Genomic DNA, 24,419 nt, shown 5'->3' with positions numbered 1-24,419 from the left:
GGATGTTTGAAATGGAAGTTGCGCCAAACGCGCCCCAGTATTCGATCCGCGGCATCCGGCTGCACGGCTTTGCCGATATGACGGCGTGCCTGGATTATCTCTGCCCCGACGGCGCGGCGCGTAGCGGAACGCTGGTCGCCATCAATGCGGAAAAGGTGCTGACCTATGAGGCCGAGCCGGCGCTGCGCCAGCTGATTGACGCAGCGGAGATCAAGTATCCCGACGGCATCAGTATTGTGCGCGCGATTCGCAAGAAGTATCCGCAGGCGCAGGTAACGCGCATCGCCGGCGCCGACTTATGGGAGGCGCTGATGGCGCGCGCAGGGGAGCAGGGCATACCGGTTTTCCTTATCGGCGGCAAACCGCAGGTCATGGAAGAGACAGTAGTAAAGCTGCAGCGTCAGTGGAACGTCAATATCGTCGGTACGCAGCACGGCTACTTTAAAGAAGACGATCGCGAAGCGCTGTTCAGCCGCGTGGCTGCGAGCGGGGCGCAGATCGTTACGGTGGCGATGGGCTCGCCCAGGCAGGAGCTGCTGATGCAGGCGTGCAAGGCGGTCTGGCCGCAGGCGCTCTATATGGGTGTTGGTGGCACCTACGATGTTTTCACCGGGCACGTTAAGCGCGCGCCGCTTATCTGGCAGCGGATGGGGCTGGAGTGGCTTTACCGCCTGTTAAGCCAGCCGAGCCGCCTGCGCCGCCAGCTGCGCTTAATTAAATTTTTGCGCTATTACTACGGCGGCCAGCTGTAAACGCACGGAATCAGCAGCGTGAAAGCAGTAAACGGCGGCTTTTTAGCCGCTTAGCCAGCCAAAGTGGCGTTTGTTTAGACGGAATGCACAAAGCGTAATCAAACGCGTTTTTTTCTTTAAAAAGCACTGGACAGCTTCGGTGCAAATCCGTAGTATCCCCATCCGCAACGGCGCTACGCGCCCGTAGCTCAGCTGGATAGAGCGCTGCCCTCCGGAGGCAGAGGTCTCAGGTTCGAATCCTGTCGGGCGCGCCATTAGACAGGCGCAAGAGCTGCGGTGGTAACATTTACCGCGTTAGTAGAAGTAAGAAGTAATGGTGGCTATAGCTCAGTTGGTAGAGCCCTGGATTGTGATTCCAGTTGTCGTGGGTTCGAGTCCCATTAGCCACCCCAACTTTTGCTGGAACATGCGAAGGTGGCGGAATTGGTAGACGCGCTAGCTTCAGGTGTTAGTGTCTTAACGGACGTGAGGGTTCAAGTCCCTCTCTTCGCACCAGGCAAGAGAAAGTAGTAAGAGTAAGAGCATTACGTCGGCGAGTAGCGCAGCTTGGTAGCGCAACTGGTTTGGGACCAGTGGGTCGGAGGTTCGAATCCTCTCTCGCCGACCATCTTATTAACCTGCACTGGCAGGTTTTTTTGTTTTTGTCCCCCGCTGCTGTTGTAGTTTCCTCCTTATCCTTATCCTTATCCTTATCCTTATCCTTATCCTTATCCTTATCCTTATCCTTATCCTTATCCTTATCCTTATCCTTATCCTTATCCTTATGGCCTGCTGCGCGCTGTGGAAACCCTGCCGTGAAAGCCATACTGCTTGATGCCGATCTCTTTATTGCGGTCGCCGCTGCGTTTTATCATTCTTTTCTGAGCCGCATGATTCGCAATCGTCTGGCCCGTGCAACACCCTTTTATCCACACAATGCGCCCGTTCGCCTCTTTACCGTAGCCTGACGCTGCTTTCGCCGTGACTGGCGGCGGCCCGGGTGCCGACAGGCATACTAAAAATGTCGGCACACATTCCCGCTTTTGTCTCAAATCAGAGACGTTTAAATTGCTGATCTTATTCGATTTATAGCGCTGCGCTATCTGTTGTCTCAGGATAGCGACAAATTACGCTGGCAATGTTGTCCGCTGGCGACATAAAAGCCTCAGAAAAAAGCCGCTGCTGTAAAATAGTTATTACGTATTTTCAATGGGATAGGAAAATCCAGGGTGCGATAAATCCCACTTTGGCACAGCCTGTGCAATAATAGAGGTGTAGATGCTCATTCCACCTCTTATGCTCGCTTCGGCTTCATAAACTCAGGAATGATGCAGAGCCAATTAGGGTACCTGTTGTCCAGCCAGCCAATATCGTTCGCTTTATTGGAGTTCAGGGCACTACGTTGAGTCGGGTACCAATTCGGTTGTCTTACCGACCTGATTTTTACACCTGCCTTTTTAGGCAGGTGTTTTTTTTGCGTGCGGAAAAAGGAAAAGGAAGCTTGCCGGGCAGGGCGCAGAGACAAAAAAAGCCGGGTTTCCCCGGCTGTTTAACCTGGATGACCTTAACGATTATTCTTCAGGGTCAGCAGCAGGCCTTCGCGTCGCATCTGCGCCGCCTCTTCCGGCCGATGCAGACGATCCAGCGTGTCCGCCAGCCAGGCGTAATCGAAGCCGTCGGGACGCTGCTTTAAGGCTTCGCGGAACGCGTCGCCCGCCTGCTGCCATTCGCCATGCTTCATCAACAGCTGTCCAAGCGTGCTATGCAGCAGTGGCGTCGCGCCGTGCTGTTTAATCTGCTGGCGTAGCGCTTTTTCCAGCTGTTCCGGATTGCCGGTTTTCAGCCTTGGCATCAGCAGGATCAAACGCTCGTCGTAGCTGCGCTTCAGGCCGTCCAGCACGATCTGCTGGGCGGTTTCATGATCGTCGCAAGCAATAAGATGATCCGCCATCGCCACCTGCAGCGCGGTTTCATGGCGCGTTTTACGGCTAAGGCTCTGCCACCAGCGCTTCAGGCCTTCGCTGCCCTGATCGGCCATTGCCTGGCTCATCAGGCCCAGCCAGCACTGTTGGCGCAGCGCTTTAATATGCTCTTCATCCGCCACCTGCGCTTTTTCCATCGCCGGCAGGATATCAAGCAGCGCGCCCCAGGCGCCGGTGCGAACATAGGCCTGCTCCGCCAGACGTAGCACTTCCGGATGACGTGGCGCCACGTCCAGCAGCCGATCGATGCCATGACGGGCGGCGTGATCTTCATTACGCGCCAGCTGCAGGCGTACGCGTGTAATCTCAACCGGGATCGGATCGTTATGCGCCAGCTCAGCGGCGCGCTCCAGATGCTGATTGGCGCGCGTTTCGTCGCCGCGCTGCTGTGCAGCTTCGGCGGCCAGCAGGTAGTTGACCACCGGCTGCTCGGCATGATCGGCGTTGCGCGAGAGCAGTTTTTCCACCTGGCGATAGTCACCTTCAGCCAGCTTCACCAGCGCTTCGTGCGTCTGGCGGCGGGCGCGATTGCGCTTACGGCCTAAGAACCAGCCGCGCGTTCTGGCGCCGGTACGAAACAGACGGCGCAGCAGCCATTCGACGCCGAGGATAACCAGCAGCGCGACAATCAACACAATCGCCAGCCCGGTGACGCTGGTTTCAATATTCCAGTTGTCGGTCTGAATAAGCACGTAGCCCTGATGGCCGGCGATCATCGGACCGACCACGATGCCGGCGATCAGCAGCAGGAACAGTACAAAGACTTTTAGCATCGTTACTCTCCCTGCTGCGGTTGCGCCGGCTCAGCGGGCTGCGCCAGCAGGTTACGCACCCGCGTCTGCATCAGCTTATCCAGCAGCGGCTGGCTTTCCAGCGCCTCGGGGATCTCCATCGACACGCTCTGCTGGCTTAAATCATCCAGCTGAGCCAGGAACGATTTGGTGCTGGCGTCGTTGGTATCAAACCAGGCGCGCACCCAGGTCGAGACGGTATCCACCGACTGACGGTAGATCTCATCCTGATGACGCGGCACCGCCTGGGCGGCGATCAGCAGGCGCGAGCGAATATTCTCGCGCAGATAGACATCCTGGTTCGGCGCCAGCAGCGGTTCGGCGGTGTTATCGCGGCGACGGATGGTAATAAAATCATCCATAAAGTTGTGCCAGCTCTTCACCAGGTTCTGCCGCCATTCACGCAGCGATGAGGTCAGTTCGTTGCTGTCGGCGTCCATCGGCGCGTCATCGCTGTCATTATCCGCCAGACGCAGATTATCGACGCCGTTAGAAAGCTGATTCAGCTTCAGAATAATACCGTCGTAATCGACCTGGCTGACAGCAGAAAGGTTGCTGATATCCTGAGTCAGCGCGCGACGCACCGGCACCAGGCTGGGATCGTTCATATCCGCCAGGCTGGCGTCCGCGCTTTTCAGCAGCGCCGCCGCGGTAGTGACATCCTGATCGCTCCACAGTTTGCGGCCTGCCAGTTTCACCAGATAGTCCGCCTGCGCCAACAGCCAGGTGCGTGCATCATTGCCTGAAATGGCGGCCACTTTCTCTTTCAGCTCATCCAGCTGACGGCTCAGCGCCGCCTGCTGCTCGCGAGCGGTTTGCAGGTCAGCGGTCTGCGTCGTCAGCTGCTGCGTTAACTGCGTCTTCTCGCGCTCGCTCTGCTGCTGCAGCGCCGTCAGCTGCTCGCTGAGCGTCTGGCTGACCTGCGCCTGCTGCTGCGCCTGCTGATGCGCGTTAACCCATAGCCCGGCGCCGATCGCCAGCGCAATCACTATCGCCAGCGCGCCCAGCGCGGTACCGGTCTGGCCCGCTTTACGCGGCGGCTTTTTTACAGGCGGGGTCTGGGTTTCTACCGCAGGAGTGGTCTCTTCAACCATGGCGGAGGAATCTTTTTGTTCCGTCATTGTGGCACATCCCATTTTCAAGTTTATTGTAACGCGCGCATCAACGCGTCGTTATCAGCACCATCAGCTACCGTGATATGGTTCCAGCCAAGTTCCCTGGCCAGGGTAGCCAAACGATCGCTGACGACTATCAGCCGACAGCGCAGCAGCCATTCCTCACGGTCGATCGCAGGGAACAGCTGATGAAGTTGTTGCAGCATCTCGCCGCTGGTGACCACCAGCGTATCGATGCCGCGGTCGCGCCAGCGTTTTCCTTCGCTGGGGCCGTGATAATACTTTTCACAGCGCTGGTAACACTCCAGAAAACGCACTTCCGCGCCGCGCTGCGCCAGCGTCTCGCCAAGCAGCTCCCGGCCGCCGTTGCCGCGCAGGATCAGCGCCTTTTTTCCTTTCAGGCGTCGCAGCGTCGGCAGCTGCAGCAGCATTTCGCTGGTTTCGCGGTCGTGCGGCCAGGTGACTTCCCGTCCGCTGACGCTGTGCAGCGACAGCGCTGTGCTGCGCCCTATAGCATAATAGTCCAGCGCAGCGGGCCATGTTAAACCAGCCTGGCGCAAACAGGGCTGCGCGTACTCGACGGCATGCTGCGATAGCGCAAAAACCAGGTCGCCCGGCGTCAGCGCCGCCAGCTGCTGCGGCAGCTGAGCCAGTTCGCGGCCGGGGGTGAATTCGATAAGCGGAAAGCTCCAGGCGGCACGCCCAAGGGCGCACAGGCGCGTCACCAGCTCAACGCCTGCGGGAGAAGGGCGGGTGACGAGGATGCTCATTTCGGCGGATTCCCCTGATAGACATCCTGCAGGATCGCGCGCGCGCCGTTGCTCAGCAGCTCATCCGCCAGCGAGATCCCCAGCTGTTCCGCCTGGGCGCGCGGGCCGCGGCGTTCACCGCGAATCATCGTTGAGCCGTCCGGCGAGCCGACCAGTCCGCGTAGCCAGATATCGTCGCCTTCCAGCAGCGCATAGCTGCCGATCGGCACCTGGCAGCCGCCTTCAAGACGCATATTCATTGCGCGTTCGGCTTTCACGCGCGTAGCAGTGTCGTCATCGTTTAACGCCGCCAGCAGCATAATGGTTTGCTCATCGTCGAGACGACACTCAATCCCGACCGCGCCCTGGCCTACGGCGGGCAGGGAGACCTCCGCCGGAATCGCATAGCGAATGCGGTCATGCAGGCCGAGACGCTTCAGCCCGGCGGCGGCGAGAATAATGGCGTCATAGTCGCCGGCATCCAGCTTTGACAGACGGGTGCCGACATTGCCGCGCAGCGAGCGGATCTGCAGATCGGGGCGCAGTGCGGCCAGCTGACACTGTCGGCGCAGGCTGGAGGTGCCGACCACGGCACCCTGCGGCAGTGCATCAAGGGTGGCGTAATGGTTTGAGACGAAGGCATCCAGCGGATCGTCGCGTTCGCAAATGGTCACCAGCCCCAGGCCTTGCGGAAATTCAACCGGCACATCCTTCATGGAATGCACCGCGATATCGGCACGGTTTTCCAGCATCGCCAGTTCCAGCTCTTTCACGAACAGCCCTTTGCCGCCCACTTTCGCCAGCGGCGTATCGAGGATAATGTCGCCGCGCGTCACCATCGGCACCAGCTCTACGCGCAGGCCCGGATGGCAGGCCATCAGACGCTGCTGAACATATTGTGCCTGCCACAAAGCGAGCGGACTTTGCCTGGTGGCAATTCTTAAAATTTTGTCTAACATGCTTGATACCGTTTTGATCGTTCACTGATTATCCTATCATTGATACAGGAAGGCTGTCAGTTTCCGCGATTTTGAGACGGCAAGGAAAAGCGTAGAAGGGAAAGGCCAGGTCGATCGGTGGATAAAGCGTGCTAAACTGTTAAGTAGCGCAACTTTCTTTACGGTCAATCTGCCAGGTGTTAGATTGATCACGTTTCCAGCAGTAATCTGCCCGAAAATTTTTTTAAATGAAGCGGCGGATCCCGGAAACAGGGTTATTTATAAGCACTGGGATAATCAGGCGAGACGTCTTGTACCTCTACATTGAGACACTGAAACAGAGACTGGATGCCATTAACCAGCTGCGTGTCGACCGCGCGCTGGCCGCAATGGGACCTGCTTTCCAGCAGGTATATGGTCTGCTGCCAACCTTATTACATCATCATCATCCGCAGATGCCGGGCTACCTTGAAGGTAACGTTCCATACGGCATCAGCTTTTACACGTCTGATGAAAACCAGCTGCGCTATCTGCAGGATATTGAACAGAAGTCGGGCTGCGACGTCGCCATACCGCCTAAAGGGGAGATGCCGATCACCGGCGTCTACTCTATGGGCAGTACCTCCTCCGTTGGGCAAAACAGCACGTCCGATCTGGATATCTGGGTCTGCCATCAATCCTGGCTGGATGGTGAAGAGCGCCTGGCGCTGCAGAAAAAATGTCAGCTGCTGGAAAAATGGTGCGCCGCGATGGGTGTGGAGGTCAGTTTTTTCCTGATCGACGAAAACCGCTTTCGCCACAATGAAAGCGGCAGCCTCGGCGGCGAAGACTGCGGCTCTACCCAACATATCCTGCTGCTGGACGAATTCTATCGTACCGCGGTGCGCATGGCGGGCAAACGCATTCTGTGGAACATGGTGCCTGGCGAAGAAGAAGAGCATTACGACGATTATGTGATGTCGCTTTACGCGCAGGGCGTACTGACGCCGAATGAGTGGCTTGATCTGGGCGGGCTCAGTACGCTCTCCGCCGAGGAATATTTCGGCGCCAGCCTCTGGCAGCTCTATAAAAGCATCGATTCGCCTTATAAGGCGGTGCTGAAAACTTTGCTGCTGGAAGCTTACTCCTGGGAATATCCCCGTACCCGCCTGCTGGCGATGGATATCAAGCAGCGGCTGCATGACGGCGAAATCGTCTCCTTTGGTCTCGACTCCTACTGCATGATGCTGGAACGCGTCACGCAATATCTGATTAGCATCGATGACCATGCGCGTCTCGATCTGGTGCGCCGCTGTTTTTATCTGAAGGTATGCGAAAAGCTGTCGCAGGATGAAAATCCGCAGCGTTCCGGCTGGCGCCGCGAAATTCTGGCGCAGCTGGTCAGCGAGTGGGGCTGGGACGAGGCGCGTCTCGCGATCCTCGACAGCCGCGCCGACTGGAAAATCGAACGCGTGCGCGAAGCGCATAATGAGCTGCTGGATGCGATGATGCAGAGCTACCGTAACCTGATTCGCTTTGCGCGCCGCAACAATTTAAGCGTCAGTGCCAGCCCGCAGGATATTGGCGTGCTGACGCGCAAGCTTTATGCCGCCTTTGAAGCGCTGCCGGGCAAGGTAACGCTGGTTAACCCGCAGATTTCCCCCGATCTGTCCGAACCGCACCTGACCTTTATTCACGTCCCGGCAGGGCGCGCCAACCGTTCCGGCTGGTACCTCTATAACCAGGCGCCTGATATGAGTTCTATCATCAGCCATCAGCCGCTGGAATATAACCGCTACCTGAATAAGCTGGTGGCGTGGGCGTGGTTTAACGGGCTGCTGACGGAAAGAACCCGGCTGCATATTAAAGGCAATGAGGTGTGCGATCTGGCGCGGCTACAGGAGCTGGTGGCGGATGTCTCGCACCATTTTCCGCTGCGTCTGCCGGCACCGACGGCGAAAGCGCTCTACAGCCCGTGCGAAATTCGCCATCTGGCGCTGATCGTCAATCTGGAATATGACCCGACCGCCGCCTTCCGCAATCAGGTGGTGCATTTCGATTTCCGCAAGCTGGATGTCTTTAGCTTCGGCCAGCAGCAGCAGTGCCTGATCGGCAGCGTCGATCTGCTCTATCGCAACTCATGGAATGAAGTGCGCACGCTGCACTTCAACGGCGAACAGGCGATGCTGGAGGCGTTAAAAACCATTCTTGGCAAAATGCATCAGGATGCCGCGCCGCCCGATGCGGTGGAGGTTTTCTGTTACAGCCAACATCTGCGCGGCCTGATCCGTACGCGCGTGCAGCAGCTGGTCTCCGAATGCATCGAGCTGCGTCTCTCCAGCACACGTCAGGATCCGGGCCGCTTTAAAGCGCTGCGGGTCGCCGGCCAAACCTGGGGGCTTTTCTTCGAGCGTCTCGGCGTTTCGGTGCAGAAGCTGGAAAATGCGGTGGAGTTCTACGGCGCCATCTCAAATAACAAGCTGCACGGCCTCTCTATTAAAGTAGAGACGGAGCAGGTGCAGCTGCCGCCGGTGGTCAACGGCTACGCCAGCGAAGGGATCATTCAGTTCTTCTTCGAGGATACCAACACCGACAGCGGCTTTAACATCTATATTCTGGATGAAGCGAACCGTATTGAGGTTTATCACCACTGCGAAGGCAGCAAAGAGGAGCTGGTGCGCGATGTCAGCCGCTTCTACTCTTCATCGCACGACCGCTTCACCTACGGCTCCAGCTTCGTTAACTTTAACCTGCCGCAGTTCTATCAGATTGTGAAAGCGGACGACCGTACGCAGGTTATCCCGTTCCGCAGCCAGGCGCTGACGCAGCTCTGCGCCAACCTGCCGGACAGCAATAGCAACGACTATCCGCAGCGCTTCCAGATGCACTAAGCCTGCGGGCACCGCTTTACCTTTCATCTTTCCTCTCTGAACCTGGTCCGCGCCGATCGCTGACCGGTCCGCCTGCTCTTTTTTGCTCTCTTTCGCGACAGGTCTTACGGGCGCTGATGCGCACCTGCTTTATTTTGCCTGAAGCGGCGGACGCTTTTCCGCCTTATCCATCAGCAGGGACGGCGATGAGCAAGCGGGAAGAGATTATTGATCCTCTGGCACCAAGGGAAAAAGAGTATGGACTGGTTTATTCAGAGGTTTTGGGCTGGATAGATTTAGGGCATGCGTCTGGAGAGGATATAACAGACTGCCTCGGGCAGATGGCAAGAGGTGAGGCCAGCGGGCAGCCTTACTATCTGGTTGAGTACCAGCAAACCATGAAATACAGGCAGGTTCGCACCGGCCGTAGTTCGCGCTGGAATATTAAGCGGGGGCGTTCATTATCTGAAAGGCACAGTATTACGCTGGCGCTGATGATGGAAACGGCCATCGCCTTTGAGAACTGGCAATCAATGCCCTTTTTTAGCTGGTATACCGATAGCGGCTTTAGCGCTGAGGATCTGGTTTCTGACCTGTTGGGCTTTTATAAAGTTGTCCGACCGCAAAATTACTGGCCGTGGCTCAACATCGTGAGCAAAGAGGCGGCGCTGCGGCGCTGGGATTACTATGGCGCGCTCGGCAGTTTTAAAAATAAAGGGTTCAACCCGCTGCTGTTTCCGGATCCCATCGATAAGCGCCAGCCTCCTCTCCCTTATAAAGGCAGGTTGCCAGATTTTATGATGTCGATCGATCCGTTTACCCGGTTTGACTCTGATATTGTTCGTCGTATCGATGCAGGGGCTCAGGTAGTGGTTCAGTGGGAGAAAGCATCAGAGTGAGATGGCTAAAACGGGTATTGGGAATAATGGCGGTGATGGCGATCGTCTTAACTTTGGTCGATTGCCAAATGATGAAGGTAGCCAATCAGCGCGCTGGCTTTAAAGAGAGCGACTGGTGGCTTTATTATGCTTATGTTGATAAAGACATCAAAGACGCGCCACGTATTGCGAAGGATTACTACTTTCGCTTTCGCATGATGGACGGTCCTTCTCCCGAAATGAGTACTGTTGTGTATCGTGACGCAACGGAAACGGCCGCCTTAGAAAGCTATCTGAAAAGATTGGGATATCAATATGTTTCTGCCGATGAGTGGGGCAGCCGTTGGGAAAGAGAAGGCCGGTCGAATCCTAAATTTTATCTATGGCAGAGTAAGGCAAATCGGATCGTCCGGTTAACCAAATATATTTTTTAAAACAAAGCCCCACCGGGGGCTTTGCGTTCTGCTCGCGTTTGGCAAGCCGCCGGCGCCTTAACGAAACGACACCGTTTCGCCCGACTGCGTGCTGCAGGCATCCGACAGCAGTTGCCAGAAGTTGCCGCCGCTGCGGTTGCAAATCCACTCTCCGTCGCGATAGTCGAAATGGTAGCCGCCGCCTTTGGTCGCCAGCCAGACTTGATGCAGCGGCTCCTGGCGGTTGATAATGATTTTGCTGCCGTTTTCAAAGCTGAGCGTCATGATGCCGGCATGGGTTTCATAGTCGATATCGCTGTCGCCGTCCCAGCGGTCAAAATACTCTTCGATGGTTAACATCAGGCGATCGGCCAGCTGGTGAAATTCACTGTCGTTCATCATTGCTTCCTTAACGTTTTGGCGCAGTATAACGCGCCGCAGGATTTTACAACATCGTCTGACAAGAGTGAGATGCCGCACATCACGTCACCTTTTCCTGTTGCTTTTCCAAAGTCAGCTGCGATGATAAGCAACCAGGTAAACGCATCAAACATAAGCAGGAATAGCATGAAGACAATCCTTTGCCGTCTGGCAATGGCGCTGGCGTTGACCAGCCTGGCCGGCTGCGGACTGAAAGGCCCGCTCTATTTTCCGCCGCAGGATAAGCCGAAACAGAGCGCGCCGCAGCCGCCTGTCGAGCAGACCCCCCCTTCTTCAACGGCGACTCAGCCGGATGGCCAGCAGGAGAATAACCTGACCCGCCCGGATACGGCCGCTCAGGCGACCCAGTAACCATGATGGCCCAGCCGGCGGAGCAGAAAATGCAGTTCTCGAAAATGCACGGTCTTGGCAATGACTTTATGGTCGTTGACGCCGTCACGCAAAATGTCTATTTCTCGCCGGAGTTGATCCGCCGTCTGGCGGATCGTCATCTGGGCATCGGCTTCGATCAGCTATTGATCGTCGAGCCGCCTTACGATCCCGACCTCGATTTCCACTACCGTATCTTCAACGCCGACGGCAGCGAAGTGGCGCAGTGCGGCAACGGCGCGCGCTGTTTCGCCCGCTTTGTCCGCCTGAAAGGATTGACCAACAAAAGCGATATCCGCGTCAGCACCCAGACCGGACGCATGGTATTGAGCGTCAACAGCGATGAGCAGGTGCGCGTCAACATGGGCGAGCCCAATTTCGAGCCGCAGCAGGTGCCGTTTCGCGCCAATAAGGCGGAAAGCCTGTATCTGCTGCGCGTCGCCGAGCAAACCATCATGTTCGGCGTGGTCTCCATGGGCAATCCGCACTGCGTGATCCAGGTCGCCAGTGTCAAAACCGCCGCGGTTGAAACGCTGGGGCCGGTGCTGGAAAGTCATGAGCGCTTCCCGGAGCGGGTCAACGTCGGTTTTATGGAAGTGGTTACTCCGGATCATATTCGCCTGCGCGTTTATGAGCGCGGCGCGGGTGAAACACAGGCCTGCGGCAGCGGGGCGTGCGCGGCGGTGGCCAGCGGCATCCAGCAGGGGCTGCTGGCGGAAAAAGTGCGCGTCGATCTGCCGGGCGGCACGCTGTATATCGCATGGAAAGGGCCGGGAAATCCGCTCTATATGACCGGACCGGCCACGCACGTTTATGACGGGTTTATTCATCTATGAAACATGTCGGAGAGACAGCCGCCGCGCTGATGCTGGACGATCAGGCGGTGTGCGACTATCTGCTGCAAAATCCAGATTTCTTTATTCGCAACGCGCGCCAGGTTGAACAGATGGCGGTACCGCACCCGGTGCGCGGCACCGTCTCGCTGGTGGAATGGCATATGGCGCGTCAGCGCAACCATATCCATCAGCTGGAAAATGAAATTACGCAGCTGATGGAGCAGGCGTCCGCCAACCATCAGCTTTTCGATCGTCTGCTGAGCCTGCAGGGTCATCTGGCTTCCGCACCTTCGCTGCAGGAGATGCTCAACCGTCTTCAACGCTGGGCGCGCGATCTGGGCCTGGCCGGCGCGGATGTGCGGCTGTTCAGCGATCGCTGGCAGTTAGGCGCGCCCTCCAGCTTTACGCAGCTGGCGTTATCGCGTCAGGCGTTTGAGCCGGTGCGCATTCAGCGGCTGGGCAAAGAGCAGCACTATCTCGGCTCGCTGAACGGGCCGGAGCTGCTGCTGCTGCTGCCGCAGGCGCGTTCGGTCGGCTCGGTGGCGATGTCGCTGTTCGGCGAACGCGGCGAGCTGGGCGTGCTGATGTTCAGCAGCCGCGATACGCATCACTATCAGCCCGGGCAGGGCACGCTGCTGCTGCACTATCTGGCGCTGATGCTGCCGGCGCTACTCAGCCGCTGGGTTGCGCGCGCATGAGCCAGCTTGCGCTGCAGGCCGCCGTCGAGGGCTTTCTGCGCTACCTGAAGGTTGAGCGTCAGCTCAGCCCGCTAACCCATGAAAACTATGCGCGCCAGCTGGCGGCGCTGATGCAGCTGGCTGACGAGATGAATATCGCCGACTGGGCGCAGCTGGAGCCGGCGCATGTGCGTCAGCTGGCGGCGCGCAGCCGTCGCGCCGGTTTGCAGCCCGCCAGTCTGGCGCTGCGCCTTTCCGCGCTGCGCAGCTTTCTGGACTGGATGGTCAGCCAGGGCGCGCTGAAGGCGAACCCGGCAAAAGGGATCGCCACGCCGCGCGCCGCGCGCCATCTGCCGAAAAATATCGACGTCGACGAGGTGAATCAACTGCTGGCTATCGACCAGAGCGATCCGCTGGCGGTACGCGACCGAACGATGATGGAAGTGATGTACGGCGCCGGGCTGCGTCTCTCCGAGCTGGTGGGCATCGATTGTCGCCATCTCGATCTGGAGGCGGGCGAAGTCTGGGTTACGGGTAAAGGCAGCAAAGAGCGCCGTCTGCCCATTGGCCGTACAGCGGTAGAGTGGGTACAAAAATGGCTGACGCTGCGCGATATCTACGCGCCGGAAAACGACGCGCTGTTTATCTCGAAAGAGGGACGGCGCATTTCGGTGCGCAATGTGCAGAAGCGCTTTGCGGAGTGGGGCGTTAAGCAGGGTGTCAGCAGCCACGTGCATCCCCACAAGCTGCGCCACTCTTTCGCCACGCATATGCTGGAGTCGAGCGGCGATCTGCGCGCGGTGCAGGAGCTGTTAGGGCACGCCAACCTTTCCACGACGCAAATTTATACCCATCTCGACTTTCAACATCTGGCGTCGGTGTATGATGCGGCGCATCCGCGCGCCAAACGAGGAAAATCCTGATGCATTTTTATCGTCGGCTGAAGCCGATCAAAGCGATCACTTTCGATCTCGATGACACGCTGTATGACAACTATCCGGTGATCCTGAAGACCACCGAGGAGTCGCACCGCTTTTTGCAGGAATACCATCCCAGCCTGCGCGATTTCTCTACCGCCGCGTATCAAACATTACGCGACCGGCTGCTGGCCGAGGAGCCCGAGATCTACCACGACGTCACCGAATGGCGACGCCGCACCGTCGAGCAGGCGATGCTGGAAGCGGGACTGACGCCTGCCGAGGCGCAGGCGGGGTCGAATAAGGTGATGGCGGTATTCGCTCACTGGCGCAGCCAAATCAGCGTACCGCCGGAGACGCATACCACGCTGGCCGCGCTGGCGGAACGCGTGCCGCTGGTGGCGATCACCAACGGCAACGCCGAGCCGCATCTGTTCGGGCTCGACGGCTATTTCCAGTTCGTGCTGCGCGCCGGCCCGCACGGGCGCGCCAAACCCTACCAGGATATGTATCACCTGGCGGCGCAGCGGCTCGATCTCGCCCCGGAAAACATTCTGCACGTGGGCGACGATCTGACGACAGACGTTGCCGGCGCGGTGCGCTGCGGCATGCAGGCCTGCTGGATCAACCTGCGCGAGGGCAACCTGATGCAGGTTAGCGATGCGCGCCTGTTGCCGCATGTTGAAATTACGCAGTTGGCATCGCTGACGGCGTTGTTATAATCTTCTGTACAAATATCCAGTGTCTCACTGGTGCGTTTTTCCTGACTGACGGTGCTTATGGACGTTTCTGACCTGCTAAACAGCCTGAATGATAAACAGCGCGAAGCCGTTGCGGCGCCGCGCACCAACCTGCTGGTGCTGGCGGGCGCGGGCAGCGGCAAGACACGCGTGCTGGTGCATCGTATCGCCTGGCTGCTGACGGTAGAGAATTGCTCGCCCTATTCGATTATGGCGGTGACCTTCACCAACAAGGCCGCAGCGGAAATGCGCCATCGTATTGAACAGCTGATCGGCACCAGCCAGGGCGGCATGTGGATCGGCACCTTCCACGGCCTGGCGCACCGCCTGCTGCGCGCGCATCATCTCGATGCCCGCCTGCCGCAGGATTTCCAGATCCTCGACAGTGAAGATCAGCTGCGCCTGCTGAAGCGTTTGATCAAAGCGATGAACCTGGATGAGAAACAGTGGCCGCCGCGTCAGGCGATGTGGTACATCAACGGCAAAAAAGATGAGGGGTTGCGTCCGCACCATATCGAAAGCTACGGCAATCCGGTCGAGCAAACCTGGCTGCGCGTTTACCAGGCGTACCAGGAGGCGTGCGATCGCGCCGGGCTGGTCGATTTCGCCGAGCTGCTGCTGCGCGCCCATGAGCTATGGCTGACGAAGCCGCATATCCTTAACCACTACCGTGAACGCTTCACCAACATCATGGTGGACGAGTTCCAGGATACCAACAATATTCAGTACGCCTGGATCCGGCTGCTGGCCGGTGACAGCAGCCGGGTGATGATCGTCGGCGACGATGATCAGTCTATCTACGGCTGGCGCGGCGCGCAGGTGGAGAACATCCAGCGCTTCCTGCAAGATTTCCGCGGCGCAGAGACCATCCGCCTTGAGCAAAACTACCGCTCCACCAACAATATTCTGAAGGCAGCCAACGCCCTGATCGCCAACAACAATGGCCGTCTCGGCAAAGAGCTGTGGACCGACGGTAGCGACGGCGATCCGATTTCGCTCTACTGCGCGTTTAACGAGCTGGATGAAGCGCGCTTCGTGGTTAACCGCATCAAAGTGTGGCAGGAGAATGGCGGGGCGCTGAACGACTGCGCCATCCTCTACCGCAGCAACGCCCAGTCGCGTGTGCTGGAAGAGGCGCTGCTGCAGGCCAGCATGCCGTACCGCATTTATGGCGGCATGCGCTTCTTCGAACGACAAGAGATTAAAGATGCGCTGGCCTACCTGCGGTTGATCGCTAACCGTAACGACGACGCTGCTTTTGAGCGCGTGGTCAATACGCCGACGCGCGGCATCGGCGACCGCACGCTGGACGTGGTGCGTCAGGCATCGCGCGATCGCCAGCTGACGCTCTGGCAGACCAGCCGCGAGCTGCTGCAGGAAAAAGCGCTGGCCGGCCGCGCCGCCGCCGCGCTGCAGCGCTTCACCGAACTGGTGGATTCGCTGGCGCAGGAGACCGCCGAGCTGCCGCTGCACGTTCAGACCGACCGGGTGATCAAAGATTCCGGCCTGTGGCTGATGTATGAGCAGGAGAAGGGCGAAAAGGGCCAGACGCGCATCGAAAACTTAGAGGAGCTGGTGAACGCCACGCGTCAGTACAGCTACCAGGATGAAGATGAAGATTTGATGCCCCTGCAGGCGTTCCTGTCGCACGCCGCGCTGGAGGCCGGGGAAGGTCAGGCGGATAAGTGGCAGGACGCGGTGCAGTTGATGACCATGCATGCGGCGAAAGGGCTGGAGTTTAGCCAGGTCTTTATCGTCGGCATGGAAGAGGGGATGTTCCCCAGCCAGATGGCGCTGGACGAAGGCGGCAGGCTGGAAGAGGAACGCCGTCTCGCCTACGTTGGCGTCACTCGCGCGATGAAAAAGCTGACGCTGACCTACGCGGAAACGCGCCGCCTGTACGGTAAAGAGGTTTATCATCGCCCGTCGCGCTTTATCGGCGAGCTGCCGGAAGAGTGTGTCGATGAGGTGCGCCTGCGCGCCAGCATCAGCCGTCCGGTCAGCCATCAGCGCATGGGCACACCGGTGGCGCAAAACGACAGCGGCTTTACGCTCGGCCAGCGCGTTCGCCACGCCAAGTTCGGCGAAGGTACCATTATCAATCTCGAAGGCAGCGGCGATCACAGCCGTCTGCAGGTGGCGTTTCAGGGTCAGGGCATTAAGTGGCTGGTGGCCGCTTACGCCCGCCTCGAAGCGGTATAGCCTGCTGGGCAGCAGGCGCCGCCGGCTCGCTTTCCGCGTCCGGCCGGCGTCTGCTGCGGGGTTGCCCGCCCGCGCCCCACACAGCTCTCAGGGCGCCCGGCTTCGCTTGACGCCTTTTTCGTCTCGGCGTAACATGCGCGCACGATTACCCTAAGAGGACTTTCGCCTTGGACACTCCCAGTCGATGCTGGCTCAATCACCTTATCAACAGGTACAACCCCTAAGGCCATCCTCTTATGCTGATAGCCTTTGTGGTTGTCAGCGACTCTCTTTCCCGTCGCGCGAGTTAGCGTTTATCACTGACTGAAACTCAGGTTTCTGTGTTCTGGCGTATTGTCCCGTTTGAATGACAAATTGGGAGTACTGCTATGCTGAGCGCTTTTAAACTGGATCGCAGCCGCCTTACCCGCCTGGAGCTGGAAGACACGCCGGAAGACCTGATCTCGTCGGTATGGGTCGATCTTATCGAGCCGGAAGAAGCGGAGCGCGAGCGCGTGCAGAGCGAGCTGGGCCAAAGCCTGGCCACACGCCCTGAGCTGGAAGATATCGAAGCGTCCGCCCGCTTTTTCGAGGACGAAGATGGCCTGCACATTCACTCCTTCTTTTTCTATGAAGACGCCAAAGATCATGCGGGCAACGCCACCGTCGCGTTTACTATTCGCGAAGGCCGTCTCTATACGCTGCGCGAGCGTGAACTGCCCGCGTTTCGCCTCTATCGCATGCGCGCCCGCAGCCAGACGCTGATCGACGGCAACGCCTATGAACTGCTGCTGGATCTGTTTGAGACCAAAATTGAACAGCTGGCGGATGAAATTGAAAACATTTACAGCGACCTTGAGAAGCTGAGCCGCGTGATTATGGAAGGGCAGCAGGGCGACGAGTTCGATCAGGCGCTCTCCACGCTGGCGGAGCTGGAGGATATCGGCTGGAAGGTGCGTCTCTGCCTGATGGATACCCAGCGCGCGCTGAACTTCCTGGTGCGCAAGGCGCGCCTGCCGACCAACCAGCTGGAGCAGGCGCGCGAGATCCTGCGCGATATCGAATCGCTGCTGCCGCATAACGAGTCGCTGTTCCAGAAGGTTAACTTCCTGATGCAGGCGGCGATGGGCTTTATCAATATCGAGCAGAACCGTATCATCAAAATCTTCTCGGTGGTGTCGGTGGTATTCCTGCCGCCGACGCTGGTCGCCTCCAGCTACGGTATGAACTTTGAATTTATGCCGGAACTGAAGTGGAGCTTTGGCTATCCTGGCGCCATCGGCCTGATGATCCTCGCCGGGCTGGCGCCGTACCTCTATTTCAAGCGCAAAAACTGGCTGTAAAAGCTGGCGGGCCGGAGAGCCGGTCCGGCCCTGCTGCGCTGGCATTCCGCGCGGGTTGTGCGTAACCTTACGGTTTTCAAGCCGCGGTGAATCCTCCTTTCTATGGAAAAGCTTTCGCGCTGGCAGCAATGGACGATGCTGGTTGTCGTCTCGCTGCTGCTGGGTTTTATTCTGCACTATTTTCACGTACCGGCGGCGCTGCTGCTGGGGCCGATGATTGTCGGCGTGGCGATGGGCCTGCTGGGCGCCACGCTGCGCATCGATAAACGGCTGTTTATTCTCTGTCAGGCGGTGCTGGGCTGTATGATCGCCCGCAGCCTCTCTCCCTCGATTATCGATCCCCTGATCGCCGACTGGCCGGTAGTGCTGGCGGTGCTGCTGATGACGCTGGCCGCCAGCGGTCTTTCCGGCTTCCTGCTGGTGCGCTACAGCGATCTGCCCGGCCCGACTGGCGCCTGGGGCTCCTCGCCCGGCGGCGCGTCGGCGATGGTGGCGATGGCGGCCGACTACGGTGCCGATGCGCGGCTGGTGGCTTTTATGCAGTATCTGCGCGTGCTGTTCGTCGCCACCGCCGCCGCGATCGTCGCGCGTATCGGCCTCGGTGACGATGCGCAAAGCGCGGCGCCGCAGGTCTGGTTTCCGCCGCTGGATATGCGCTTTGCTATTACGCTGGGCATTATGTTGGTGGGCGCCTATCTCGGTCAGCGCTTTCGCATTCCGGCCGGGGCGCTGCTGCTGCCCGCGCTGGCCGGTGCGGTATTGCAAAGCAGCGGAACGGTGGCGCTGCAGGTGCCGGAGTGGCTGCTGGCGGCCGCCTATACGCTGATCGGCTGGACGGTGGGCCTGCGCTTTACGCTGCCTGTTTTCCGGCTGGCGCTGCGTACGCTGCCGCAGATGCTGGCATCGATCGCCGGGCTGATGCTGCTGTGCGGAGGAATGGCGTGGGTGCTGACTAAAATGCTGCATGTCGATCTGCTGACTGCCTATCTGGCTACCAGCCCGGGCGGGCTGGATACCGTGGCGATCATTGCCGCGGGCAGTCGGGTCGATATCGCTTTCGTGATGGCGCTGCAGACGCTGCGGCTGTTCACTATTCTGCTTACCGGCCCGGCCATGGCGCGTTTTATCTCACGCTTTGCCCGCGCGTGAACGGCGCAGCGTATAGAGCGCGTCGACAATAAACAGCGCCAGCGCCAGCCAAATAAAGCCGAACGTCACCGCCTTGTCGGGCGTCATCGCTTCGCCGTAAAACAGCACCGCCAGCAGAAACATCAGCGTCGGCCCCAGATACTGGAAAAAGCCGAGCGTGGAGAGACGCAGGCGCGTAGCGGCGGCGGTAAACAGCATGAGCGGAATGGTGGTGACAATCCCGGCGGCGATCAGCAGCAGATTCAGCGTCGCGCTATTGTGCGACAGATGGCTGGTGGTACTGTCGGCGATACCGAACAGATACCACGAGGCCAGCGGAAAAAGCCACAGCGTTTCAATCAGCATGCCGCTCTGCGCGTCCACTGCGATTTTCTTACGCGTCAGGCCATACAGCGAAAAGCTGAGCGCCAGCCCCAGGGCGATCAGCGGCAGCGATCCGAACTGCCACAGCTGCACCAGCACGCCGAACGTCGCCAGCAGCACCGCCAGCCACTGCATGCGGCGAAAGCGCTCGCCGAGGAATAGCATGCCTATCACCACGTTGAGCAGGGGATTGATAAAATAGCCCAGGCTCGCTTCCAGCATATGGTGATTATTCACCGCCCAGATAAACAGCAGCCAGTTGCCGCCAACCAGCGTGGCCGACAGCGCCAACAGCAACATCTTTTTCGGCTGACGTATAACCACCTTTACCCGCGGCCAGCTGCGGCTGACGGAGATCAGCAGCAGCATAAACAGTGCCGACCAGATCACGCGGTGCGTCATGATTTCGCCCGGCGCCACCTGCTGAAGCAGTTTGAAATAGGCCGGCGCCACGCCCCAGATGAAATAAGCGCCCAGCGCGCAAAAGATACCCTGGCGTGTTTGTTGTGTGTCCATCACGTACTCTCAGATTAAAAGCGCCAGTCTAAAGGAAAAACGGGCGAACGGTTGAAATTAACCCACCAGATAGGTGGCGGTGGCGCTGGCGATATGGACACCCGCATCGTTATGCAGCTCGACGCGCGCGACGGAGATCTTATTGCCGGCGCGCAGCAGGCTGCTGGCGGCGATAAAGTGTTCGCCGCGTCCGGGGCGCAGATAGTCGACGCGCAGGTCGATGGTGCCCATGCGCGACAGGCGCTGGCGCAGCGCCTGTTCAGTGATATGATCCTGACGCGTCAGGGCGCTGCTGACGCACACCAGCCCGGCGGCGACATCCAGCACTGAGGCGATAACCCCGCCGTGCAAAATTTGCTGCGCTGCATTACCGACCAGCATGGTTTTATTGGCGAAGCGCAGTTCAGCGTAGCTCGATTCAAGCCTTTCCAGCTCCAGTCCCAGCGCCTGATTAAAAGGCATCTGGTAGACAAATATTTCACCGATAAGCTGGCGGGCCGCCGCCTGATCTAACTGAGTCTCTGACATAAAAGGATTTTCCTGGTAGCCACGGATAAAAGGTTGCGATGTTAACAGATTGTGTATTTTATGTTGGCGGAAAACGGCTTTCCACTTTAAGAAAACAGCGCTGATCTCACCGCACGATTGTGTGTAGAATGGCCTGCTTTTTTTATTTAATGGCCACACAGCGCTTCACCGGAGAAGACTATGCGTATGCTGATTGCGGCGGCATTATTATTGCCCGCCATTGCGCAGGCTCAAGAAGCCACCGTCAGGGATGTACATGATGCGCCAGCGGTTCAGGGCAGCATTATCGCCAACCTGCTGGAAAAGCACGATAATCCCTTTGTGCTTTATCCTTATGAGAGCAATTACCTGCTTTACACCCTGACCAGCGATATGAACAAAGAAGCGATTGATTCATACGACTGGGCTGACAAAGCGAAAAAGGATGAGGTAAAATTCCAGCTTAGCCTGGCGTTTCCGCTCTGGCGCGGCATCCTCGGCGATAACTCTGTCCTGGCGGCCTCGTATACCCAGCGCTCCTGGTGGCAGCTTTCTAACCGCGGCGCATCGTCGCCTTTCCGTGAAACCAACTACGAACCGCAAATTTTTCTCGGATGGGCAACGGACTACTCTTTCGCCGGCTGGACGCTACGTGATATCGAGCTGGGCCTGAACCACCAGTCAAACGGCCGTTCCGATCCGACGTCACGCAGCTGGAACCGTGTTTACGCGCGCCTGATGGCGGAAAACGGCAATTTCCTGGCGGAAATTAAACCCTGGTATCGTCTGCCGGAAGGCGAAAGTAACGACGACAACCCTGACATTACCAAGTACATGGGTTACTATCGCGCCAAATTGGGTTACCGGGTAGGCGACAGCATCTTCAGCGTGCAGGGCAACTATAACTGGAATAGCGGTTACGGCGGCGCAGAGCTGGGGTGGAGCTACCCGATCAGCGAGCATGTACGTTTCTATACGCAGGTGTTCAGCGGCTACGGCGAATCGTTAATCGATTATAATCATCGCCAGACGCGCGTCGGCGTTGGCGTAACCTTAAACGATCTGTTCTGATACAGGCCCGCGCAGCGGGCCTGCCATACAGTCATTGTCTCTTCGGGCGGCTACCGCCCGTCACATCATCATAATGCAGTGCAATACGGGGAAGACGTGTCTACGGCGGCAGTAATTAATCACGAAGCGCTGGCCGAACAGGTATTACGCGATACCTTCGGCTACCAGCAGTTTCGCCCCGGGCAGCAAACCATCATTCAGGCGTCGCTGAGCGGCCGGGATTGTCTGGTGGTGATGCCCACCGGCGGCGGAAAATCGCTCTGTTATCAAATTCCGGCGCTGCTGCGCGAAGGTCTGACGCTGGTCGTTTCGCCGCTGATTTCACTGATGAAAGATCAGGTCGATCAGCTGCTGGCGAACGGCGTGGCGGCGGCATGTCTGAATTCGACGCAAACGCGCGAAGAGCAGCAGGCCGTGATGGCGGGATGCCGCAGCGGCGAAATTCGCCTGCTCTATATCGCGCCGGAACGCCTGATGATGGATAACTTCCTCGAAAGCCTGACGCACTGGCAGCCGGCGATGCTGGCGGTGGACGAAGCGCACTGTATTTCCCAGTGGGGACACGATTTCCGCCCGGAATATGGCGCGCTGGGCCAGCTGCGCCAGCGTTTCCCGTCGCTGCCAGTGATGGCGCTGACGGCGACCGCCGACGAAACCACGCGTAACGATATTGTCCGCCTGCTGCAGCTGGAAGATCCGCTGATCCAGATCAGCAGCTTTGACCGGCCGAATATCCGCTATATGCTGGTGGAAAAGTTCAAGCCGACCGAGCAGCTGCTGCGCTACGTGCAGGATCAGCGCGGTAAAAGCGGCATTATCTACTGCAACAGCCGGGCGAAAGTGGAAGATACCGCCGCGCGTCTGCAGAGCCGCGGCTTAAGCGTAGGGGCCTACCACGCCGGCATGGAGAACGCCCATCGCGCGCAGGTGCAGGAGGCGTTTCAGCGCGACGATCTACAGATCGTGGTGGCGACGGTCGCTTTCGGCATGGGCATTAACAAGCCCAACGTGCGCTTTGTGGTGCATTTCGATATTCCGCGTAACATTGAATCCTATTATCAGGAAACCGGCCGCGCCGGTCGCGATGGCCTGCCGGCCGAAGCGATGCTGCTCTACGATCCGGCGGATATGGCCTGGCTGCGCCGCTGCCTGGAAGAGAAAGCACCCGGTCCGCTGCAGGATATTGAGCGTCATAAGCTGAATGCGATGGGCGCGTTTGCCGAAGCGCAAACCTGCCGCCGCCTGGTGTTGCTCAACTATTTCGGCGAAGGCCGCCAGCAGCCGTGCGGCAACTGCGATATTTGTCTCGATCCGCCACGCCGCTACGATGGCATGGTAGAGGCGCAAAAAGCGCTCTCGACCATCTATCGCGTCGGCCAGCGTTTTGGCATGGGCTATGTGGTGGAGGTGTTGCGCGGCGCCAGCAACCAGCGCATCCGCGACCTGGGCCACGATAAGCTGCCGGTCTACGGTATTGGCCGCGAGCAGAGCCATGAACATTGGGTCAGCGTGCTACGCCAGCTTATACACCTGGGCCTGGTCACGCAGAACATCACGCTGCACTCGGCGCTGCAGCTTACCGAGGCCGCCCGGCCAGTACTGCGCGGCGAAGCGCCGCTGATGCTTGCCGTGCCGCGTCTGGTGACGGTGAAAGCGAAGTATAACAATCAGAAAAGCTACGGCGGCAACTACGACCGCAAGCTGTTCGCCAAACTGCGCAAGCTGCGTAAAGCGATTGCCGATGAAGAAAACATTCCGCCTTATGTGGTGTTTAACGACGCGACGCTGATTGAGATGGCGGAGCAGATGCCGCTGACGGCCTCGGAAATGCTTAGCGTCAACGGTGTCGGCCATCGCAAGCTGGAGCGCTTCGGCAAGCCTTTCCTGGTCATGATCCGCGAGCATGTCGACGGCGAGGAGTAGATCCTCTCCGGGCGTGGTATGACGCCGCAGATAACAGATGAACCGAAAGGGATTTAGCGTAATAATCATGCGCGTCGTGAAAAGCCAGCCGGCTTTCTCACTCTCTTTATCGGCAAGGAAACTGTTATGCTCGCGCTTTTTCTTACCGTTGCCGCAGTGCATTTAGTCGCACTGATGAGCCCCGGTCCGGATTTCTTTTTTGTTTCGCAAACCGCCGCCAGCCGCTCCCGCAAAGAGGCGATGATGGGCGTGCTGGGCATCACGCTGGGGATTGTCATCTGGGCCGGCGTGGCGCTAATGGGCCTGCACCTGATTCTGCAAAAAATGGCATGGCTGCACGAAGTGATTATGGTGTGCGGCGGCCTTTATCTGACCTGGCTGGGCTGGCAGCTGCTGCGTTCCGCGCATCGCCAGCATCGTCAGCCGGCAGAAAGCGCCGAGCCGGCAGTGACGCTGGCGAAAAGGGGCCACAGCTTCCTGAAAGGCTTTCTGACCAATCTTTCCAATCCTAAAGCGGTAATTTACTTCGGCAGCGTCTTTTCACTGTTTGTCGGCGATGATGTGGCAACCAGCACGCGTTGGGGGCTTTTTGTGCTGATTATCAGTGAAACTTTCGCCTGGTTTACTCTGGTGGCGGCGGTCTTCGCGCTGCCGTGGATGCGCCGGCAGTATCAGCGCATGGCGAAGTGGATCGACGGCATGGCGGGGGTGCTGTTTGCCGGTTTCGGTATTCATCTGATCCTGTCCCGTTGAGGACGGCCGCCTGCTTTGGCGGTAAAGGCCCGGTTTACTGGCGATTTGCCGTCCGGGCAGTGTTCGCTTCCTCATGTATTACTATACGCGCGCATCGCTGCGCGCTGTCCGAATGACATGCCGAATGAGGGTAAGCGGCCCGGCTATAAGCGGGCGGGGGCGGGCTGAAAGTAAACAGGAAAGCGGC

25 protein-coding genes and 4 tRNA genes are annotated in these 24,419 nt (G+C 58.5%); 21 read left to right on the top strand and 8 right to left on the bottom strand.

Going from position 1 to position 24,419, the window contains the following annotated elements; all coding sequences use genetic code 11:
• Positions 1-11: 11 nt before the first annotated feature.
• From wecG to C2E15_RS21805, 6 genes are all read left to right on the top strand, one after another.
• Positions 12-752, top strand: coding sequence for a lipopolysaccharide N-acetylmannosaminouronosyltransferase (gene wecG, locus C2E15_RS20320; protein WP_104959246.1), 741 nt, complete (start codon positions 12-14; stop codon positions 750-752).
• Between the two features lie 177 nt (positions 753-929).
• A tRNA-Arg gene (locus tag C2E15_RS20315) sits at positions 930-1,006 on the top strand.
• A 62-nt stretch (positions 1,007-1,068) separates the two neighbouring features.
• Positions 1,069-1,144, top strand: a tRNA-His gene (locus C2E15_RS20310).
• Positions 1,145-1,160: 16 nt separating this feature from the next.
• Positions 1,161-1,247: transfer RNA gene (locus tag C2E15_RS20305), tRNA-Leu, on the top strand.
• A 35-nt stretch (positions 1,248-1,282) separates the two neighbouring features.
• A tRNA-Pro gene (locus C2E15_RS20300) sits at positions 1,283-1,359 on the top strand.
• Positions 1,360-1,546: 187 nt separating this feature from the next.
• On the top strand, positions 1,547-1,699 hold the full coding sequence (locus C2E15_RS21805) for a hypothetical protein (protein WP_167391902.1): 153 nt from the start codon (positions 1,547-1,549) through the stop codon (positions 1,697-1,699).
• Positions 1,700-2,295: 596 nt separating this feature from the next.
• Here C2E15_RS21805 and hemY read toward each other — a convergent pair.
• The 4 genes from hemY to hemC are packed head-to-tail and all read right to left on the bottom strand — an operon-like array spanning position 2,296 to position 6,327.
• Entirely contained in the window at positions 2,296-3,486 is a 1,191-nt protein-coding gene (hemY, locus tag C2E15_RS20295; RefSeq protein WP_104958884.1) for a protoheme IX biogenesis protein HemY, read from the bottom strand.
• A 2-nt stretch (positions 3,487-3,488) separates the two neighbouring features.
• Entirely contained in the window at positions 3,489-4,625 is a 1,137-nt protein-coding gene (gene hemX / locus C2E15_RS20290; protein ID WP_104958883.1) for a uroporphyrinogen-III C-methyltransferase, read from the bottom strand.
• Positions 4,626-4,648: 23 nt separating this feature from the next.
• Positions 4,649-5,389 (bottom strand): uroporphyrinogen-III synthase, encoded by a 741-nt coding sequence (gene hemD, locus C2E15_RS20285; RefSeq protein WP_104958882.1) that lies wholly within the window; start codon positions 5,387-5,389, stop codon positions 4,649-4,651.
• Positions 5,386-6,327, bottom strand: coding sequence for a hydroxymethylbilane synthase (gene hemC / locus C2E15_RS20280; protein ID WP_104958881.1), 942 nt, complete (start codon positions 6,325-6,327; stop codon positions 5,386-5,388). The genes hemD and hemC overlap by 4 nt, the downstream gene beginning before the upstream one ends.
• A 290-nt stretch (positions 6,328-6,617) precedes the next feature.
• Here hemC and C2E15_RS20275 point away from each other — a divergent pair, with 290 nt between their 5' ends.
• From C2E15_RS20275 to C2E15_RS20265, 3 genes are all read left to right on the top strand, one after another.
• The gene (locus C2E15_RS20275) at positions 6,618-9,176 is read left to right on the top strand and encodes a class I adenylate cyclase (RefSeq protein ID WP_104958880.1); all 2,559 of its coding nucleotides are present in this window, start codon (positions 6,618-6,620) and stop codon (positions 9,174-9,176) included.
• 185 nt (positions 9,177-9,361) lie between these two features.
• Entirely contained in the window at positions 9,362-10,054 is a 693-nt protein-coding gene (locus C2E15_RS20270) for a hypothetical protein (RefSeq protein ID WP_104958879.1), read from the top strand.
• The gene (locus tag C2E15_RS20265; protein ID WP_146108568.1) at positions 10,033-10,467 is read left to right on the top strand and encodes a hypothetical protein; all 435 of its coding nucleotides are present in this window, start codon (positions 10,033-10,035) and stop codon (positions 10,465-10,467) included. Before C2E15_RS20270 ends, C2E15_RS20265 begins: the two co-directional genes overlap by 22 nt.
• Before the next feature lie 57 nt (positions 10,468-10,524).
• Here the strand turns inward: C2E15_RS20265 and cyaY are convergent, their stop codons facing one another.
• Positions 10,525-10,845 carry an iron donor protein CyaY gene (gene cyaY, locus C2E15_RS20260; RefSeq protein WP_104958877.1) on the bottom strand — a complete coding sequence of 107 codons (321 nt, stop codon included), beginning with the start codon at positions 10,843-10,845 and terminating at the stop codon, positions 10,525-10,527.
• Positions 10,845-11,015: a hypothetical protein gene (locus tag C2E15_RS21800; RefSeq protein WP_167391901.1), complete on the bottom strand. Its 171-nt coding sequence runs from the start codon at positions 11,013-11,015 to the stop codon at positions 10,845-10,847. Before C2E15_RS21800 ends, cyaY begins: the two co-directional genes overlap by 1 nt.
• Here C2E15_RS21800 and lptM point away from each other — a divergent pair.
• The 9 genes from lptM to C2E15_RS20220 all read left to right on the top strand — a co-directional run bounded on the left by lptM (position 11,014) and on the right by C2E15_RS20220 (position 19,099).
• A complete protein-coding gene (gene lptM / locus C2E15_RS20255; RefSeq protein ID WP_104958876.1) occupies positions 11,014-11,238 on the top strand; it encodes an LPS translocon maturation chaperone LptM in 225 nt (74 codons plus the stop codon). The two genes, C2E15_RS21800 and lptM, sit on opposite strands and share 2 nt — an antisense overlap.
• 29 nt (positions 11,239-11,267) lie before the next feature.
• Positions 11,268-12,092: a diaminopimelate epimerase gene (gene dapF, locus C2E15_RS20250; RefSeq protein WP_104959245.1), complete on the top strand. Its 825-nt coding sequence runs from the start codon at positions 11,268-11,270 to the stop codon at positions 12,090-12,092.
• Positions 12,089-12,790 (top strand): DUF484 domain-containing protein, encoded by a 702-nt coding sequence (locus C2E15_RS20245; RefSeq protein WP_104958875.1) that lies wholly within the window; start codon positions 12,089-12,091, stop codon positions 12,788-12,790. The genes dapF and C2E15_RS20245 overlap by 4 nt, the downstream gene beginning before the upstream one ends.
• A complete protein-coding gene (xerC, locus tag C2E15_RS20240; RefSeq protein ID WP_104958874.1) occupies positions 12,787-13,692 on the top strand; it encodes a tyrosine recombinase XerC in 906 nt (301 codons plus the stop codon). Before C2E15_RS20245 ends, xerC begins: the two co-directional genes overlap by 4 nt.
• Positions 13,692-14,408: a 5-amino-6-(5-phospho-D-ribitylamino)uracil phosphatase YigB gene (gene yigB / locus C2E15_RS20235; protein WP_104958873.1), complete on the top strand. Its 717-nt coding sequence runs from the start codon at positions 13,692-13,694 to the stop codon at positions 14,406-14,408. Before xerC ends, yigB begins: the two co-directional genes overlap by 1 nt.
• 57 nt (positions 14,409-14,465) lie before the next feature.
• Positions 14,466-16,628 (top strand): DNA helicase II, encoded by a 2,163-nt coding sequence (gene uvrD / locus C2E15_RS20230; RefSeq protein WP_104958872.1) that lies wholly within the window; start codon positions 14,466-14,468, stop codon positions 16,626-16,628.
• A 167-nt stretch (positions 16,629-16,795) separates the two neighbouring features.
• Complete coding sequence (ysgD, locus tag C2E15_RS22375; protein ID WP_377091675.1) at positions 16,796-16,852, top strand: YsgD/CorL family protein; 57 nt, start codon at positions 16,796-16,798, stop codon at positions 16,850-16,852.
• Between the two features lie 144 nt (positions 16,853-16,996).
• Positions 16,997-17,950, top strand: a complete 954-nt coding sequence (gene corA, locus C2E15_RS20225) for a magnesium/cobalt transporter CorA (protein WP_104958871.1) — start codon at positions 16,997-16,999, stop codon at positions 17,948-17,950.
• Positions 17,951-18,052: 102 nt separating this feature from the next.
• Positions 18,053-19,099 (top strand): AbrB family transcriptional regulator, encoded by a 1,047-nt coding sequence (locus C2E15_RS20220; protein ID WP_104958870.1) that lies wholly within the window; start codon positions 18,053-18,055, stop codon positions 19,097-19,099.
• On the opposite strand, the gene rarD is transcribed toward C2E15_RS20220, so the two are convergent.
• Together rarD and C2E15_RS20210 are read right to left on the bottom strand one after the other, a co-directional pair.
• Positions 19,079-19,978, bottom strand: coding sequence for an EamA family transporter RarD (gene rarD / locus C2E15_RS20215; protein WP_104958869.1), 900 nt, complete (start codon positions 19,976-19,978; stop codon positions 19,079-19,081). The two genes, C2E15_RS20220 and rarD, sit on opposite strands and share 21 nt — an antisense overlap.
• Positions 19,979-20,035: 57 nt before the next feature.
• The gene (locus C2E15_RS20210; RefSeq protein WP_104958868.1) at positions 20,036-20,506 is read right to left on the bottom strand and encodes a thioesterase family protein; all 471 of its coding nucleotides are present in this window, start codon (positions 20,504-20,506) and stop codon (positions 20,036-20,038) included.
• Between the two features lie 180 nt (positions 20,507-20,686).
• Between C2E15_RS20210 and pldA the strand changes: the two genes are divergently transcribed.
• The 3 genes from pldA (at position 20,687) to rhtC (ending at position 24,232) form a co-directional block, all read left to right on the top strand.
• Positions 20,687-21,556, top strand: a complete 870-nt coding sequence (gene pldA, locus C2E15_RS20205; protein WP_104958867.1) for a phospholipase A — start codon at positions 20,687-20,689, stop codon at positions 21,554-21,556.
• Positions 21,557-21,652: 96 nt separating this feature from the next.
• Positions 21,653-23,479 carry an ATP-dependent DNA helicase RecQ gene (gene recQ, locus C2E15_RS20200; protein WP_104958866.1) on the top strand — a complete coding sequence of 609 codons (1,827 nt, stop codon included), beginning with the start codon at positions 21,653-21,655 and terminating at the stop codon, positions 23,477-23,479.
• A gap of 126 nt (positions 23,480-23,605) precedes the next feature.
• On the top strand, positions 23,606-24,232 hold the full coding sequence (gene rhtC / locus C2E15_RS20195; RefSeq protein ID WP_104958865.1) for a threonine export protein RhtC: 627 nt from the start codon (positions 23,606-23,608) through the stop codon (positions 24,230-24,232).
• Positions 24,233-24,419: the final 187 nt, after the last annotated feature.

This window comes from Mixta gaviniae, assembly GCF_002953195.1.
In the GTDB taxonomy this organism is placed as follows: Bacteria; Pseudomonadota; Gammaproteobacteria; order Enterobacterales; family Enterobacteriaceae; genus Mixta; species Mixta gaviniae.
Note: the sequence above shows the minus strand (reverse complement) of the source record. Positions and strands in the feature narration are given on the sequence as shown.